Genomic DNA, 15,849 nt, shown 5'->3' on the forward strand with positions numbered 1-15,849 from the left:
GGAATCAGCAGTGGAATAGTCGTGAAAAACGAATATGGTGGCTGGCTTTTTATTCAGCCTGTTTTTTAATCATGTGTTCATAATATAGCGGTTTATTTCATTTTAAAAGCTTTCTCGGTATAAAATTTACATAAAACGATTAAAAAGCAATTTAATATCAAATTTAAAACGGTTTTGAGTTTGTTAAAACGTGTTAGCGGGCATATCGGCCAAGCTGAGGGCAGATTATTGTGAATTGCGTGTGACACAAAAGAAAATTATTGCAGTGCAAAATAATCCTGCGTATGTTTGTTTTAACGCTGCAGCGCACCAAATGAAGCCTTAACACTTACTACACAAGCCCTTACCACGACACACATGGCGTTGGTTTGGAACCCATATTGCTCGCTTGAGAGGTGACACATGAAACTCATTAGTGCCGTAATCAAACCGTTTAAGCTCGATGAAGTGCGCGAAGCACTGACCGAGTTGGGCATCAGTGGCATGACCGTAACCGAAGTCAAAGGATTTGGTCGCCAAAAAGGCCATACGGAAATTTACCGTGGCGCGGAATACGCGGTTGACTTCCTGCCCAAAATCAAAATCGAAACCGCGGTTAAAGCCGAATTGGTGGAACAAGTATGCGAAGCCATTGTCACTGCTGCATACACTGGTAAAACCGGTGATGGCAAAGTGTTTGTGTTTGATTTAGACCAAGCCATCCGCATCCGAACCTCGGAAACTGGCACCGACGCATTGTAAGAAAGGAAGTCCTCATGTCTGTTTGTATCCCCAAAATTGCAGCCGCGTCTGCACTGATGTTACCCGTGGTGGCTATGGCCGATGGCACTGCCGATTGGTTGCAACCTGTTGAAAACCTCAATGCCGGTGACAGCGCGTGGATGATGATTTCTGCCGCTTTGGTGTTGTTTATGACGCTGCCGGGCTTGGCCTTGTTTTACGGCGGTATGGCGCGCAAGAAAAATGTGTTGTCGATGATGGTGCAAAGCTTCGCCGTGGCGGCTTTGGTGAGCGTGTTGTGGATGGCGATAGGCTACAGCATTGCGTTTACGCCTAACAATGGTTTTTTGGGCGGCTTTGACCGCGTGTTTTTAAATGGCATGACGTTTATGGCTGAAGACGGCAAGTTGACCATTTATCCAGGCTTGAAAACCATTCCTGAAAGCGTGTTCTTCTTCTTCCAAATGACGTTTGCCATCATCAGCTCGGCCATCATTACCGGTGCGTTTGCTGAACGGATGAAATTCTCCGCCATCATGGTGTTCATCGCCTTGTGGGTATTGATGGTATACGCACCGACGGCGCATTGGGTGTGGGGCAGCGATGGCTGGTTGGCCAAAGACGGCGTGTTGGACTATGCCGGTGGTACGGTGGTGCACATCAATGCCGGTATTGCGGGTTTGGTAGGCTGTGTGTTGGTGGGCAAACGCTTGGGCTATGGCAAAGAACAAATGGCGCCACACAATTTGACCTTGACCTTAATCGGTGTGGGCATGTTGTGGGTGGGTTGGTTTGGCTTTAACGCGGGCTCTGCCGGTGCTGCGGATGGCCGTGCCGGTATGGCGATGGTGACCACACAAGTGGCAACGGCTGGCGGTGCTTTGGCATGGATGTTGTGTGAAAAAGTGTTTGGTCACAAAGCGTCGGCTTTGGGTTTGGCTTCGGGTGCTTTGTCTGGCTTGGTCGGCATTACCCCAGCCGCAGGTTTTGTGGCCCCGGTTCCGGCTCTGATCATAGGCTTATTGACGGCAGTGGTGTGTTTCTTCGCCGTGACCAAATTGAAAATCATGTTGAAATACGATGACTCTATGGACGCCTTCGGCATCCACGGCATAGGCGGCATCGTCGGTGCGGTGTTAACCGGTGTGTTTGTATCGACCACCATCAGCGGTGCCAGTGTGAACTGGGTAGCGCAAATTGAAGGCATCGTGATTACCGTCTTGTACAGTGGCATCGTCAGCTTGATTTTGTTGAAAATCATCGACAAAACCATAGGCTTGCGTGTGGCCGCAGACGATGAGCGCCAAGGTTTGGACATTACCTCCCACGGTGAGCGCATCGAATAAAAGAACCTCTCTCCACTCTGATGTTTCAGAGGCCGCATAAGGACACTTATGCGGTTCTTTTTTTTGCATTGCAGAATCGTGCTAGTATGGAATTCAAATAAGACAGGCTCATGCGGCCTGTAAACACGATACGGAATACCATGAAGCACAATCATTTCATTCAAAACCTTCCCAGTGGTGCACTCGACATCGTCGGCGATGTGCACGGTGAATGGGCGGTGTTGCAGCAATTATTACAGCATTTGGGTTATGACGAACGCGGCGAACACCCGCAAGGGCGGCGTTTGGTTTTTATTGGCGACATCGTCGACCGCGGCCCCGATTCGCCGGCGGCATTGGCGTGGGTCTTGCGCGCGCGTGAACAACATGGTGTGCTCAGCGTCTTGGGCAATCATGAAGTGAACATCTTGGCCGGCGACCCCAAAGACGGTTCGGCATGGTTTTTTGACAGCCGCATTCCGCAAGACACGCAATACCTGCCGTATCAGCGTTTGGATGCCGATGACAGAAGCGAAGTCTTGCACGATTTGCAAACTTGGCCGTTGGTATTGCAACGCGATGATTTGCGCTTGGTGCATGCGGCGTGGTTGCCCGAGGCCATCAACACGATACATGCTCTCGATCCCGAGCGTGATATTGCGCAGTGGTACAATTATTTCGACAAACACGTGCATGATTTGGTACACGACAAACCGTGGTATCCGCAATACCAACAAGAATTCAAACAATACGATGCGCTGCTAGGCAATGCCGATTTGAATCCGCCGATGTTGGCTGGCCATACCGAATTTGAACTCAACCGTTGGCGCCAAAATCCGGTGCGTGCCTTGGTTTCTGGCAGCGAAGAACCCGTGAGCACGCCGTTTTATGCAGGTGCGCGTTGGCGTTTTACTGGCCGCGCCGCGTGGTGGGAACAGTATCACGACGATGTGCCGGTGGTGATGGGGCATTATTGGCGCTTGTGGAAAAGCCACAGCGAAGCCAAACACCGCCATGCGGGCTTGATGCCGGAAGACGGCAGTGCGTGGTTTGGTGCCAAAAACAATGTGTTTTGCATTGATTTTTCAGTGGGCGCCCGTTGGCGCGACCGCCAGCAAAACATTGCCCCAGCGCAATCCAAATTCCATCTGGCGGCTTTGCGTTGGCCTGAGCGTACCATTGTGATGGATAATGGTGCACAATACGCCAGTACCGCATTTGAAGCGGCCTGAAACCGCGTTACAGGCCGCTTAAACCGACAGAAAGAGATACCCATGCAGCATTTTCCCATCCCCGATTTTGAGCACAAAATCTGTGCCCCAGCCGATTTGCCTGCGCGCATTGCCAAGTTGCCGCAACCAGTGGTGTTTACCAACGGCTGTTTCGACATCTTGCACCGCGGCCATGTGACGTATTTGGCGCAAGCACGGGCTTTGGGTGGCAGCTTGGTATTGGCCTTGAATACCGATGCCTCGGTCAAGCGCCAAGGCAAGGGCGATGACAGACCGATTAACTGTTTGGAAAATCGCTTGGCGGTGATTGCCGCTTTGCAAAGCGTGGATGTGGTGACGTGGTTTGATGAAGACACACCGGCGAATTTGATTGAATTGGTGCAGCCGCAAGTATTGGTCAAAGGTGGCGATTGGGCAGTAGAAAACATCGTTGGCGCCAAAGAAACGCAAGCGCGTGGCGGCAAAGTGGTGTCGATTGCGTTTGACCACCCAACGTCGACGACTCAGACCTTGGCCAAAATTCGTGAGGCGCAAGCGTGAAATTGTTGGCAACGAATGCATGGACGCTGTGGGGCGCGCTCGCCGATGGCAAGCGCCAACATGTGCGCGATTTGGCGCAATTATTGGGCTGTGATGCCTATGCCTTATATGGACATTGGAAACAACTGCCGGTCGACATCCAAAAGCAATTGCGCCAACACGATGGTTGGTGGCAATTAAAGCAGGCAATGGCGGTGGTGTCGCCGTTACAGGCCGCCTTCATCAGTGACAATACCGGTTTTCAATTGCAAGTCTTGCCCGAAACCACATCGACCAACGATGTGTTGTGGCAGCGCTGGCAAGAGGGCGCAGAGATACACAAACAAGCGGTGTGTGCCTTGGAACAAAGCCAAGGCCGTGGCCGTTTGCAGCGTCCGTGGCAAAACGTGGTCGGGCAAACACTGATGTTCAGCTTGGCCTATCAAATTGAGCATGGTCAAGCCGGTTTGGCGGCCTTGCCTTTGATTGTGGGCTTGGTGGTGCAGCAAGTATTGGCCGAACAACAAGTGCATGCGCAATTGAAATGGCCGAACGACATCGTTGTCGGTGCACGCAAATTGTGCGGCATCTTGGTCGAGAGCAAACAGCGCGGCGAGCGTTGGCATGTGGTCATCGGCATCGGTGTGAACGTGATGCAGCCACGCCAAGAGCAGTTGCGCGACATCGCCACCGCTTGCAATGCCCAAACCGCTGATTTCAGCTCGGCCAGTTTTTTGCAACAATTGTTACCGCAACTGGATCAAGCCTTGCAGCTGTTTTTGGCGCAAGGTTTTGGCGCGTTTCAGGCCGCTTATACCGCGCAAATGCGCGACTTGGATCAAAACGTGAATTTGTTTGAACGCGGTGCCATCATCGGCCACGGTCAAGTGGTGGGCGTGAACGAGCTCGGTGGTTTGCGGGTGTTGGATGAGGCAGGGCAAGAGCAGGTGTATTTGAATGGCGAAATCAGCATGCGGCCTGAACAAGCGCCAGATGTGCCACAAGCTGGGTCTGAGTCTGCTATTGCACCAGAGTCAGCAAAGTCAGACCCGATATCTGCAAATAATGCAGGTGCAGACACATTAGCCGAACAACAAACACCTGTTGCACCGGTATCAGCGCAAACCCGTACCAATAGCGACTATGCGAATACTCACACTGGCACTCACAAACCTGCCACAAACCAAAGTGTGCGCTATATTTTATTGGATGGCGGCAACAGCCAATTGAAATGGGCTTGGGTTGATGGCGAGCGTCAATTGCATTTTGGTGGCCGTGCGCCGTATGCCAATTTGCAAGCCTTTGCCGACTTCATGACCAAACATGCGCCTGAGTTGCCGATTATTGGTTGCGCCGTGTGTGGTGCCAAAAAAATGGCCTTGGTGGAAGAAGCGGCCGCGCGCGGCGTGCGTTGGCTGCCGTCTATGCGCCATGCATTGGGTGTGACCAACCATTATTATAAAGTGCAGCAGCATGGCTCCGACCGTTGGTTCAATGTCTTGGGCAGCCGCATGTACAGTCAGAACTCCTGTGTGGTGGTGTCGTGTGGCACAGCGATTACCGTGGACGCCATCACGCATGACAACCATTATTTGGGTGGCAGTATCATGCCGGGCTTCAATTTGATGAAAGAAGCGATGGCAGCGAAAACCGCCAACTTGAACCAACCGATAGGCAAGGCGTATCCGTTCGCCACGTCCACGCCCAATGCCTTGGCCAGCGGCATGCACGATGCTGCCAGTGGTGCGGTGATTTTGATGTACCAACGCTTGAAAGAACGCCAACAAGGACAAACAGTCGACATCATCTTAACCGGCGGTGGGGCCTCGAAAATCGAGCAACATCTGCCACAAGCTTTAATTTTAGACAGCCAAGTGAAAATTGTGGATAATTTGGTGTTATTTGGCTTGCAAAACTGGGTAGAGCACACATGCAATTATTGAAGTGGTTGTTTGCGGTTTTAGTGGTTTTAAATCTGATTGTGTTCGCCAATGTGGTGACGCAAAAAATGAATGGCAATCGTCCCAAGCAAAACCCAGCGGTGGTGGCTGTACCCATAAGCGGCGGCACCGATGCCAATGGCAATCCGGTTCCAGCCCCAAGTGCGGGTACGACTTCAGGTTCACGCATCGTGGCACCTGTTGCCAGCCGTCAATCGAGTGGCGGAGGTGGTGGTAACAATGTGATTGATACCACTGCACTGCCCAAAAATGCACCCAATTGCAGCGCGCAAATCACCTTGCCAGAAGACGCTTACCACCGTTTGAAGAATTTCATTAATGGCTGGAACAATGCGGCCACGCGCAATGTGGTAGAAAACAAACACAGTGGCAAAGCACAAGGCGTGCAATACCAAGTGTTGGTGGCCGGTAGCAGCGACGAAGCCTTACAACAATTGCGCAGTGCCGGCATCAGCGCCAGTCCGCAAGGCGGCAGTATCAGTTTGGGGGTCTATCCCGATGCAGGTAAGGCCAACTCTGTGCGCGAACGTGCGGTGGCAGCCGGTGTGGGCGGTGTGATTGTGTCTGAACGCGGTTCGGCGCAAACCGCGTTGACCAGCGCCCAATACACGGTGTCTTTCCGCAACATCACCAACCAAGATGCCCAAAAAATCAACGAGGTTTTGGGTCGCTACGGACGCTTGCAACGCAGCGCTTGCGCCCAATAATCGCTAATATGATGTTTACAGGCCGCTGTATCTAAAGCAGATACAGCGGCCGATTTTTTGCCTGTTGCACACAGCTCGTTATGCAGGTTAAGGCTTATGGTAAAAGGTGCATCCAGCTTGTTTGTGGTGGTATTGCAATCGCTGTAAGGCTGTAATCAGTATGACCACCATGTTGAATTTTGAGCCAGATGTATGGCTGCAGGCTGTGCGGTGTGTTGCTGAGCATGATGATTGGCGATGTGCGGATATTTATTTGAATGTGAATATATCTGTTTGTTGTCTGTCGCTAGCTGAGGGATGGGTATGTTGTTGGACAAGAAATATGGGCAGTGTTTGGTACAGATGGGCAAACCCACAAAGCGGCTTGCTCCAAACAGATGCTGCACAGCAAATGCATATTCTCATTCCATGCAGCAGTTTGTCCATTGATGGCTAGAAGTACATTTGATGGTACTGCTGATCTGTATCGCAACAATCCCTGATTAAGCGGCCTGTAAATCAGTTGGACATCAACAAACACTTGGCAAGGCTATCAAGATAATCAGCACAGCCAACGGGCAGATAGTGAACAATAATGACGCGCATAAAGTTTATTGTGCGCCGCTTGCGTCGGCAGCGAATGAAATCCGCTACAATAGCGCACATATTTATAGGCTTTGGTTTTGATAATGAGCACATCAGACGTTTTTCAACATGCCAGCCAGCATTTATTGGCACGCAATGGCATTTCTGCAACGGTTTTAGACCACATCTTGGCAGACGTTGGGCAGCATCAAGTGGATTTTGCCGACATTTATTGTCAACACTCGGCGTTTGAGAGTTGGCAATTGGAAGAAGGCATCGTCAAAAGCGGCAGCTTTAACATAGACGAAGGCTTTGGCATTCGTGCCATCGTCGGCGACAAAACCGCGTTTGCTTATGCCGATTCCATCTTGCCAGACAGCTTAAAGCAAGCGGCATCGACAGTGCGCGCCATTGCCAGACAAGGTCAAAGCAATGCCATGCGCGGCGCTCAAGTGCCTACCCAAGTGGCGGTGCAATACCCTATGGTCAATCCGATGTTGTCTTTGGATGCGACTCAGAAAGTGGCTTTGCTCGAGCAAGTCGAGGCTTTGGCGCGCGCCAAAGACCCGCGGGTAGTACAAGTGATGGCGACTTTGGCATGTGAACACGACATCATTTATATTGCGCGCTTGGATGGCCGCCATGCTGCCGATGTGCGCCCCTTGGTGCGCTTGTCGGTGACGGTCATCGTTGAACAAAACGGTCGCCGTGAGCAAGGCTCTAGCGGCGGCGGTGGTCGTTTTGATTTCGCCTATTTTGATGCCGCCATGGTGCAACACTATGTGGACAAAGCGGTTGATCAAGCTTTGGTGAATTTAGAAGCCCGTCCAGCGCCTGCTGGTGCCATGAAAGTGGTGCTGGGCAATGGTTGGCCTGGCGTGTTGCTACACGAGGCGGTAGGCCATGGTTTGGAAGGCGATTTCAATCGCAAAGAAACCAGTGCATTTTCAAATAAAATCGGTCAGCAAGTGGCAGCCAAAGGCGTGACCGTTATCGACCAAGGCAATATTGAAAAACGCCGCGGCTCTTTGAGTTTGGATGACGAGGGTAATGCCACCGGTGCGACGGTGTTGATTGAAGACGGTATTTTGCGCAATTACTTGCAAGATGAAACCAATGCGCGCTTGATGGGCATGGCAGTGACTGGCAATGGCCGTCGCGAAAGCTATGCGTCCACCGTGATGCCGCGCATGACCAATACCTTTATGGCCAATGGCAGCCACGACCCTGAAGAAATCTTGGCGTCGGTAGACAAAGGCATATATGCGGTGAACTTTGGTGGCGGGCAAGTCGACATCACCAGCGGCAAATTCGTGTTTTCCGCTTCGGAAGCGTGGTGGGTGGAAAACGGCAAGCTGCAATATCCGGTTAAAGGTGCCACCATCATCGGCAACGGCCCCGATGTGATGCAACACATCTCCATGATAGGCAATGACATGGCTTTGGACAGTGGCGTGGGCGTGTGTGGCAAAGAAGGGCAGAGCGTACCTGTGGGTGTGGGTCAGCCTACTTTGCGCATAGACGAAGGTTTGATCATCGGCGGTTCGCAAGCTTAAGCATCATTCTTTATATAGAGACATGAGAAGCGGCCTGTAACTCGTTACAGGCCGCTTTTGTATGGTTAGTGGATGAATGTTGTTATTTGCGCCACAACGTGTGTCTGGCTTGGTGTGGCATATCTTTATGTGCGTTTGCAGCAACTGAACAGTTTATTTGCAGTTGAATGCTTGTGGGCACTTGTATTCTGACTTTGTATCCTAATATTCATTTGTACTTAAGTGTGTCGCCGATTGCTTGATGAAACGTTGTTTTTCGGTATGTGCGGCGTCTAATTGGCACACTTATTGGTTTGAATGTTCGTGTTGGAAACAAATACCCACAATTGTGGGTGTGTTTGTTGATTTTTGTATTTAATCGAACAATTTTGAATATTTGTGGCCGTATTGTTGCTTTTATGTTCGCTTTACATATATTTAAACAAATAAAGTGAAAATAATGTTTGACAGTTTTTTCATAAGTGTTCATAATGACGTCATTGAGTGGTTGCAATGACCTACTTAATAGTTTCTCTTCTATTTCTCCTTTGTAGACTTGGCGCACATTTAAACAAATGTGCGCATTTTTTTTGCTTTGCAACAATTAACACAAGTCTTTATTGTGAATGTATGTTCATTAATATTTAAAAACAACACAAATCAAATCTTTTGAACAGCAGTGAATTAAAAAAATAGTCTTATAAATCAATGATGTGATTCGGAAATGAAAAAACTTCATTAAAATTGATATGATTTTTATCAAATACTATCAAAAATTTACTTTTTGAAAGTTGACTTTCATTTGAGCGGACAGGATAATAGCGACTGTTGAATCAGTGCATAGCTGGTTCAACAGTTTCTCCTCTATTTCTCCTTTGTAGACTTGGCGCACATTTTGATTGAATGTGCGCATTTTTTTGCCTATTTGTCAGTAAGTTACTAGAGCTGTACTCAAATATTGCCCATAGGCAACAAATGGGTTTCTTTGACTTCTTCCATCACAATGTACGAGCGGCTTTCTAAAATGGCCGGCAATTGCAATAAGATGTCGCCCAGCATTTGACGGTAGGCGGCGATGTCGGTCATGCGCACTTTAATCAGGTAATCGTATTCACCCGAAACCAAATGGCATTCCATAATAGGAGCGATGCGCAACACATCGCGCTTGAATTCGGCAAACAAACTGGCCGATTTGTCTTTCAATTTGATTTCCACAAATACCAACAGCCCTTGCCCCACCAAATGTGGGTTGATTTTGGCATGGTAACCAGTGATGACACCTTGGTCTTGCAAGCGGCGCATGCGCTCTTTGATGGGTGTGGCGGAGAGGCCAACTTTGTCGGCCAGCTCGGCCACGCTCATGCGCGCATTCTGCTGCAACAGTTGGATGATTTTCATGTCGATTTTATCGAGTGAGGGCAAGTCTGTGCTCATGGTGAATTCAAATTTTAAAAGTTAAAAAAAAGAAGAAAAACAGTATAAATCACATTTTTTTAGTGAAAATCACCAGACATTATCCGATAAACTATATAAATAAGCTGCGAAATTGTTGCTTTGCAACATTGCGGCACAGTCTATACAGAGGAATGGTTATGAAAATTGTGATTTTAGGCGCCGGTGTGATTGGTGTAACGACGGCATGGTATTTAAGTCAGGAAGGCCACCAAGTACAAGTGATAGAGCGCCATGGTCATGCGGCTTGCGACACCAGTTTTGCCAATGCAGGTCAAATCTCTTTCGGTTATTCCACGCCTTGGGCTGCGCCGGGTATCCCACAAAAAGCCTTGAAGTGGATGTTCAAAGAACACTCTCCTTTGTTGATGCGTCCTGATGCCTCATTATACCAGTTGAAATGGATGATGATGATGTTGCAAAACTGTGGCGAAAAAGTTTACGAAATCAACAAAGAGCGCATGTTGCGCATTGCCGATTACAGCCGTGAACAATTTGCCGCCTTGCGCGCCGCGACGGGCATTGAATACGAAGGCCGTCAGCAAGGTACGTTGCAAGTCTTCCGTACCGAGCACCAATTGGAAGTGGTGGAAAACGACATGAAGGTGTTGGCCGAATGTGGCATTCCATTTGAAAAACTCACGCCTGAAGGCTGTGCGGCAGCAGAGCCTGCATTGGCGCGGGTGCAACACAAATTAACCGGTGGTTTGCGCTTGCCTGAAGATGAAACCGGCGATTGCTATATGTTTACCAACCGCTTGGCACAAATGTGTAAAGACGCGGGTGTGGAATTCTTCTACGACCACCGCATCGACCGTGTTGAAAACGATGGCCAAGAAGTGAAAGCGGTATGGGCCAACGGTACGGCATTTACTGGTGACTATTATGTGTGCTGTTTGGGCACTTACAGCCGTGACTTGTTCTTGAACTTGGGCATTGATTTGCCGATTTACCCAGTCAAAGGCTATTCATTGACCATTCCGATTACCGATAAAGAAGCGGCACCGGTGTCTACGGTCATGGATGAGACTTACAAAATTGCCATTACCCGTTTTGACGACCGCATTCGTGTCGGCGGTATGGCGGAATTGTCTGGTTATTACGTGAAATTGAATGACAAACGCCGCGAAACCCTAGAATTGTCAGTAACCGACTTGTTCCCAGATGGCGGTGATGTATCGCGCGCTTCGTTCTGGTCAGGTCTGCGCCCAGTGACGCCAGACAGTACGCCGATTATTGGTGGCTCCACTTACCGCAATTTGGCCTTTAACTGTGGTCACGGTACTTTGGGTTGGACCATGAGTTTGGGTTCGGGCAAAGTCATGTCGGATTTGCTCACTGGTAAGCGTCCTGAAATTGATGCGCATGACTTGTCCATGCAGCGTTATGCCAAAGGCGGCAAAGTTCTGGCCAAGCCCATTCAATTGTAATACTTAGAGCAGTTCATGCTTGTATCAGGTCGTCTTGAAGCGTACAAAGACGGCCTGAATTATTATGAATCAAAGGTGATACCCATGCGTCCATTAGAAGCACACATTAATTTGGCCAATTTGCGCCACAATTTTCAATATTTAAAAAGCAAACACGGCAACAAAACCTTGGCGGTGATCAAGGCCAATGCCTATGGACACGGTTCAGTACAGTGTGCGCACGCTTTGGCTGATTTGGCCGATGGTTTTGCCGTGGCGTGTATTGAAGAGGCTTTGACCTTGCGCGAAGCCGGTGTGACTTTGCCCATCGTCTTGTTGGAAGGTGTGTTTGAAAATGACGAATACGCGTTGATTGAGCAACATGATTTGTGGCCTGTGGTGCAAAACGAAGCGCAATTGCAAGGCTTGTTGGCTTGTAATATTCAAAAACCGTTAACTGTCTGGTTGAAAATGGACAGTGGCATGCACCGCGCCGGTTTCTTCCCACAAGACTATGCGGATGCTTTCCACCGTTTACAGGCCGCACCACAAGTGGCGAAAATCGTGAAAATGACCCACTTTGCCCGTGCCGATGAGCCATCTGTGGGCATGACGGAAATGCAAATTGCCGCATTCGATGCCGGTTGCGAAGGTTGCGAGGGCGAAGCGTCTATGTCTAATTCAGCCGGTATTTTGGATTTTCCAGCCGCGCACCGTGATTGGGGCCGTGCTGGTTTGGCTTTGTATGGTTTGTCACCAATGCCGGAAGCCGATGCCAACTTAAAACCGGTGATGACCTTCAAAACCAAGGTGTTTGGTGTGCGTGAATTGGCAGCAGGCGAAGTCATTGGTTATGGTTCCATCTTTAAAACCGAAAAGCCAACCCGCATTGGTTTGATTGCCGTTGGTTATGCTGATGGTTACCCGCGTTTGGCCTCTAATGACAGTCCTGTCAGCATAGATGGCAAACCTTCACGCATCATAGGCCGCGTTTCTATGGACATGACCATGGTGGAATTGAACGATGCCGCCCAAGGCATAGGCAGTGATGTGGAATTGTGGGGTGAAAACGTCAGCGCCAACGCTGTGGCGGCAGTGGCAGGCACCATCAGCTATGAAATCTTGTGCAATGTGAAGCGTGCGCGCTTTGTTTACCAAGATTGATTTGTGTCTTAAAAGCGGCCTGTAAACATTTACAGGCCGCTTTTTTATTGCCTGACGCGCATAAAGTCTTTTATGCTTAAGTGTATTTGCATGGCATTAAATGATTGGATGTGGGAACTAAAAGAGCGGGCGTGAATCTGTTGGCTCGTGTTTTGTGAATTGACGAGGAGAATGGCATGATAGGAACCATCATCGTAGGCTTTATCGTGGGTTTGTTGGCGCGTGCTCTGCACCCGGGCGATGACAATATCGGCTGGATTTGGACCATCTTATTGGGCATTGCAGGTTCGTTTGTCGGTGGCTGGATAGGCCAAGCTGCTGGTTGGTATCAACCCGGTCAAGCGGCTGGTTGGGTGGTGTCTACCATCGTTGCCGTTGTGTTGTTGATTGTGTATTACAAAATCCGCGGCATCAAAATGGGCAAGAAGTAATTTAAGCCATAAAAGCGGCCTGTAAATATTTACAGGCCGCTTTTTTAAGCAATAAAAAAGCCTTCATAAAGAAGGCATTTTTATGAGAAGCAAATCGAATTATTTCAATTTGGTTTCTTTGTAGATAACGTGTTTGCGAGCAACGGGATCAAATTTTTTGATTTCCATTTTGCCAGGCATAGTACGTTTGTTTTTGGTAGTGGTGTAGAAGTGACCAGTACCAGCAGATGATTCTAATTTGATTTTATCGCGCATTTCGCTTGTTCCTTATTACGCTTCGCCGCGTGCACGCAAATCAGCCAATACAGCGTCAATGCCTAATTTATCAATAGTGCGCAAAGCAGCGTTAGAAACGCGGATGCGTACCCAACGGTTTTCGCTTTCAACCCAAAAACGACGTGATTGCAAGTTAGGTAAAAAGCGGCGTTTGGTTTTGTTGTTGGCATGTGACACGTTGTTGCCCGTCATAGGGCGTTTACCGGTCACTACACATACTCGTGCCATGGTTAGACTCCAAATTACCGAATTAGTAAAAACGAGATTTATATCACGAAAACGGCTGATAATTCAAGTTCATTTGTGGATTTTACCCATTTAATTAACAAGTCGTTGTAATTCGCCCCGTGTATTGGGGTGAAATTGGCGATTTCGCTGTCAATCAAAATCATATTGATGCGATTTCAAATACTTAATTTGGGTAAAATTCACGCCATATTTCGCTGCCATGATAGCAAATATTGCCAAATCTGGCTGGGCTATCGCGTGTGGCTGTGCAAAAAACGCCGCCAAATGGGCGGCGCTTAGTCACTGGTTTTATTTGTGATTGCATTGTTTTGGGTCGGTGCTTCGCAGTCGGTTGTCGAACCAGCGCTTGGCCAAGGTCGGCACGATGATGGCGGCTAAAATAAAACTGCCACCAACAATGATGTTCAAACCCACGGCTTCATGCAGCCACCAAGTGGCAAAAATGGTGGCAAATACTGGCTCCAGATTGAAAATCAAGGCGGCGCGGTCGGGCGTGGTATCGGCTTGGTAACGCGTTTGTATCCAAGTGGCAAACGTGGAAGAGACCAAGCTCGATGCCAAAATGATGGCCACCAATTGCCATGACCAATTGATGTTGTGCACAGGCGGTTTGGCGATGGCATAGACGATGGTACAGCCTATGCCCAATACCATAAGCTGCATCACCGTCATCACGATGCCTGAATAAGTCTTGCCATAGCGGTCTAACACCAAAATATAGGCGGCGTATAAGAAAGAGCACAGCAAAATCAAAAAGTCACCGTAATTGAATTTCAATTGGTGCAAATTGGCGATGATGGCCAAACCTATCAAGCCCAAAGTCATGCTGAATTTGATTTGTGGGCTGATGCGGGTCTTGTTCAAATACGCATTCAAAATTGGCACCCAAATAATGCACAAGGCAAAAATAAAGCCGGCATTGGCTGAGCTGGTGTAATGCAGCCCCAAATTCATCAATTCCACCGACGGCAACAGAATCAAGCCCAATAACATGCCGATTTTGGCACTGCCCCAAGACAGGTGTTGGCGCTGCATCCACAGCAGTGGCAACATGATGAGGAAACTGAGACTGAAGCGCACGGCCAAAGTCCAAATGCCCAATTCGTGTTGCAAGGCCATTTTCATCAAGGGGTAATTCATACCCCAACCTAAGGTGGCGAGGGACAGCATCAATTCGGCGCGGGTTTGAGTGCGAAACATGGGAGGTCAACTTTGATCAGTGTTTTTTAAGGTGAGGTGTGTCACCATTGTAGCGAGGGCATTGGGGTTTGTGTTGCTTGGTTTGGGCTTAATTTTAGACTGAGCTTTGATTCATCTCAAATTGAGCACAAAGTGTCGTCATGTCGTTTTTACGTTCAGTAAAAACAGCGGCTTATAGTTTGGATAGCAGTGCTTTGGTGTGGGTTTGTTTAAAGCGGCTGTGGCGTGTTTGTGGTGTGAGTGGCTGAGTGATGGTTAAAGCAGCTATTGGTGAGCCGATGGTGATATTTACAGGCCGCTTGTATGGGTGCTGGTGGTGTGACTTGGCTTGAGTATTGCTGCACTTGTCCGTATTCTTGCCTTGGTACAGACACTCTGGCCATGTGCTCATGTGTCAATTCAATTATCTGCCGTTTTTTGCGGACATGGGAACCTCAACATGAAAAAAGTGTTTATCAATACTGCCATCGTCGTTGGCATGTTGTTGCTGTATTTTGTGCCATCCATTGTGATGGGCGTGTCTTTGCTGATTGCCAGCAAACATGTGGGCGAGGTGTTTGTGTGGTTCCGCGATTTGGCGCCGTTGTTGGGCATGATCATCGCCACGGTGGCTTTGCTGTATTGGGCGCATTTTTTAAACTTCTTCCCCAAAGCGACCACCAAATTCAGTCTCAAAGACGGTTTGAAATTGGTGTTGGTGTTTGTGCTGATGCAGGTTTGGGTCGCGGCCTTTAGTCAGTTCAAACCGGAATACACCGACAATGACAAAGCCATCATGGAATTGATGCAGATGTTTCCATTGTGGTTGATGTTTATTTTCATCTGCATCGTGGCGCCGATTTGCGAGGAAATCATTTTTCGCGGCGCGTTGATAGGACAATTGTTTGCCAAGCATTTGTGGTGGGGCGCGGCGGTGAGTACGCTGTTGTTTGCGGCCATACACCTGCCGGAAGATGCTATCAGTTGGTTGATGTATGGCGGTTTGGGAGCGGCGTTTTCATGGGTGTTTGTGCGCAGCAAACAGCTGTGGCAGTGCGTGGTTTTGCACATGGCAAACAACTTATTGGCTTTGGCGAGCATGCAAGGTTGGCTAGGGTAACAATTC

At 48.9% G+C, this 15,849-nt stretch carries 15 protein-coding genes; 11 read left to right on the forward strand and 4 right to left on the reverse strand.

Going from position 1 to position 15,849, the window contains the following annotated elements:
• Window positions 1-402: 402 nt before the first annotated feature.
• The 7 genes from BN3003_RS06140 to tldD all read left to right on the forward strand — a co-directional run bounded on the left by BN3003_RS06140 (window position 403) and on the right by tldD (window position 8,584).
• Complete coding sequence (locus BN3003_RS06140) at window positions 403-741, forward strand: P-II family nitrogen regulator (protein ID WP_058355782.1); 339 nt, start codon at window positions 403-405, stop codon at window positions 739-741.
• A gap of 14 nt (window positions 742-755) precedes the next feature.
• Window positions 756-2,066 (forward strand): ammonium transporter, encoded by a 1,311-nt coding sequence (locus BN3003_RS06145; protein ID WP_082625570.1) that lies wholly within the window; start codon window positions 756-758, stop codon window positions 2,064-2,066.
• A 140-nt stretch (window positions 2,067-2,206) separates the two neighbouring features.
• Window positions 2,207-3,277 carry a metallophosphoesterase gene (locus BN3003_RS06150; RefSeq protein WP_058355783.1) on the forward strand — a complete coding sequence of 357 codons (1,071 nt, stop codon included), beginning with the start codon at window positions 2,207-2,209 and terminating at the stop codon, window positions 3,275-3,277.
• Between the two features lie 42 nt (window positions 3,278-3,319).
• Complete coding sequence (rfaE2, locus tag BN3003_RS06155) at window positions 3,320-3,817, forward strand: D-glycero-beta-D-manno-heptose 1-phosphate adenylyltransferase (protein WP_058355784.1); 498 nt, start codon at window positions 3,320-3,322, stop codon at window positions 3,815-3,817.
• Window positions 3,814-5,739: a biotin--[acetyl-CoA-carboxylase] ligase gene (locus BN3003_RS06160; protein WP_058355785.1), complete on the forward strand. Its 1,926-nt coding sequence runs from the start codon at window positions 3,814-3,816 to the stop codon at window positions 5,737-5,739. Before rfaE2 ends, BN3003_RS06160 begins: the two co-directional genes overlap by 4 nt.
• Window positions 5,727-6,464 (forward strand): hypothetical protein, encoded by a 738-nt coding sequence (locus BN3003_RS06165; protein ID WP_058355786.1) that lies wholly within the window; start codon window positions 5,727-5,729, stop codon window positions 6,462-6,464. Before BN3003_RS06160 ends, BN3003_RS06165 begins: the two co-directional genes overlap by 13 nt.
• Window positions 6,465-7,132: 668 nt before the next feature.
• On the forward strand, window positions 7,133-8,584 hold the full coding sequence (gene tldD / locus BN3003_RS06170) for a metalloprotease TldD (protein WP_058355787.1): 1,452 nt from the start codon (window positions 7,133-7,135) through the stop codon (window positions 8,582-8,584).
• 930 nt (window positions 8,585-9,514) lie between these two features.
• Here tldD and BN3003_RS06175 read toward each other — a convergent pair.
• Window positions 9,515-9,985: a winged helix-turn-helix transcriptional regulator gene (locus BN3003_RS06175; RefSeq protein ID WP_187119854.1), complete on the reverse strand. Its 471-nt coding sequence runs from the start codon at window positions 9,983-9,985 to the stop codon at window positions 9,515-9,517.
• 170 nt (window positions 9,986-10,155) lie between these two features.
• On the opposite strand from BN3003_RS06175, the gene BN3003_RS06180 reads away from it, so the two are divergent.
• From BN3003_RS06180 to BN3003_RS06190, 3 genes are all read left to right on the forward strand, one after another.
• Window positions 10,156-11,445: a D-amino acid dehydrogenase gene (locus BN3003_RS06180; protein ID WP_058355789.1), complete on the forward strand. Its 1,290-nt coding sequence runs from the start codon at window positions 10,156-10,158 to the stop codon at window positions 11,443-11,445.
• A gap of 84 nt (window positions 11,446-11,529) precedes the next feature.
• Window positions 11,530-12,588 carry an alanine racemase gene (alr, locus tag BN3003_RS06185; RefSeq protein WP_058355790.1) on the forward strand — a complete coding sequence of 353 codons (1,059 nt, stop codon included), beginning with the start codon at window positions 11,530-11,532 and terminating at the stop codon, window positions 12,586-12,588.
• A gap of 176 nt (window positions 12,589-12,764) precedes the next feature.
• Window positions 12,765-13,019, forward strand: a complete 255-nt coding sequence (locus BN3003_RS06190) for a GlsB/YeaQ/YmgE family stress response membrane protein (RefSeq protein ID WP_058355791.1) — start codon at window positions 12,765-12,767, stop codon at window positions 13,017-13,019.
• 99 nt (window positions 13,020-13,118) lie between these two features.
• Here BN3003_RS06190 and rpmG read toward each other — a convergent pair whose 3' ends face one another.
• The 3 genes from rpmG to BN3003_RS06205 form a co-directional block, all read right to left on the reverse strand.
• Window positions 13,119-13,274: a 50S ribosomal protein L33 gene (rpmG, locus tag BN3003_RS06195; RefSeq protein WP_002642891.1), complete on the reverse strand. Its 156-nt coding sequence runs from the start codon at window positions 13,272-13,274 to the stop codon at window positions 13,119-13,121.
• A gap of 15 nt (window positions 13,275-13,289) precedes the next feature.
• A complete protein-coding gene (rpmB, locus tag BN3003_RS06200) occupies window positions 13,290-13,523 on the reverse strand; it encodes a 50S ribosomal protein L28 (protein WP_019958066.1) in 234 nt (77 codons plus the stop codon).
• A gap of 309 nt (window positions 13,524-13,832) precedes the next feature.
• Window positions 13,833-14,744, reverse strand: a complete 912-nt coding sequence (locus BN3003_RS06205; protein ID WP_058355792.1) for a DMT family transporter — start codon at window positions 14,742-14,744, stop codon at window positions 13,833-13,835.
• A gap of 439 nt (window positions 14,745-15,183) precedes the next feature.
• On the opposite strand from BN3003_RS06205, the gene BN3003_RS06210 reads away from it, so the two are divergent.
• Window positions 15,184-15,843: a type II CAAX endopeptidase family protein gene (locus BN3003_RS06210; RefSeq protein ID WP_058355793.1), complete on the forward strand. Its 660-nt coding sequence runs from the start codon at window positions 15,184-15,186 to the stop codon at window positions 15,841-15,843.
• The last annotated feature ends 6 nt before the right edge of the window (window positions 15,844-15,849 follow it).

The organism is Vitreoscilla massiliensis, from assembly GCF_001457815.1.
In the GTDB taxonomy this organism is placed as follows: Bacteria; Pseudomonadota; Gammaproteobacteria; order Burkholderiales; family Neisseriaceae; genus Vitreoscilla; species Vitreoscilla massiliensis.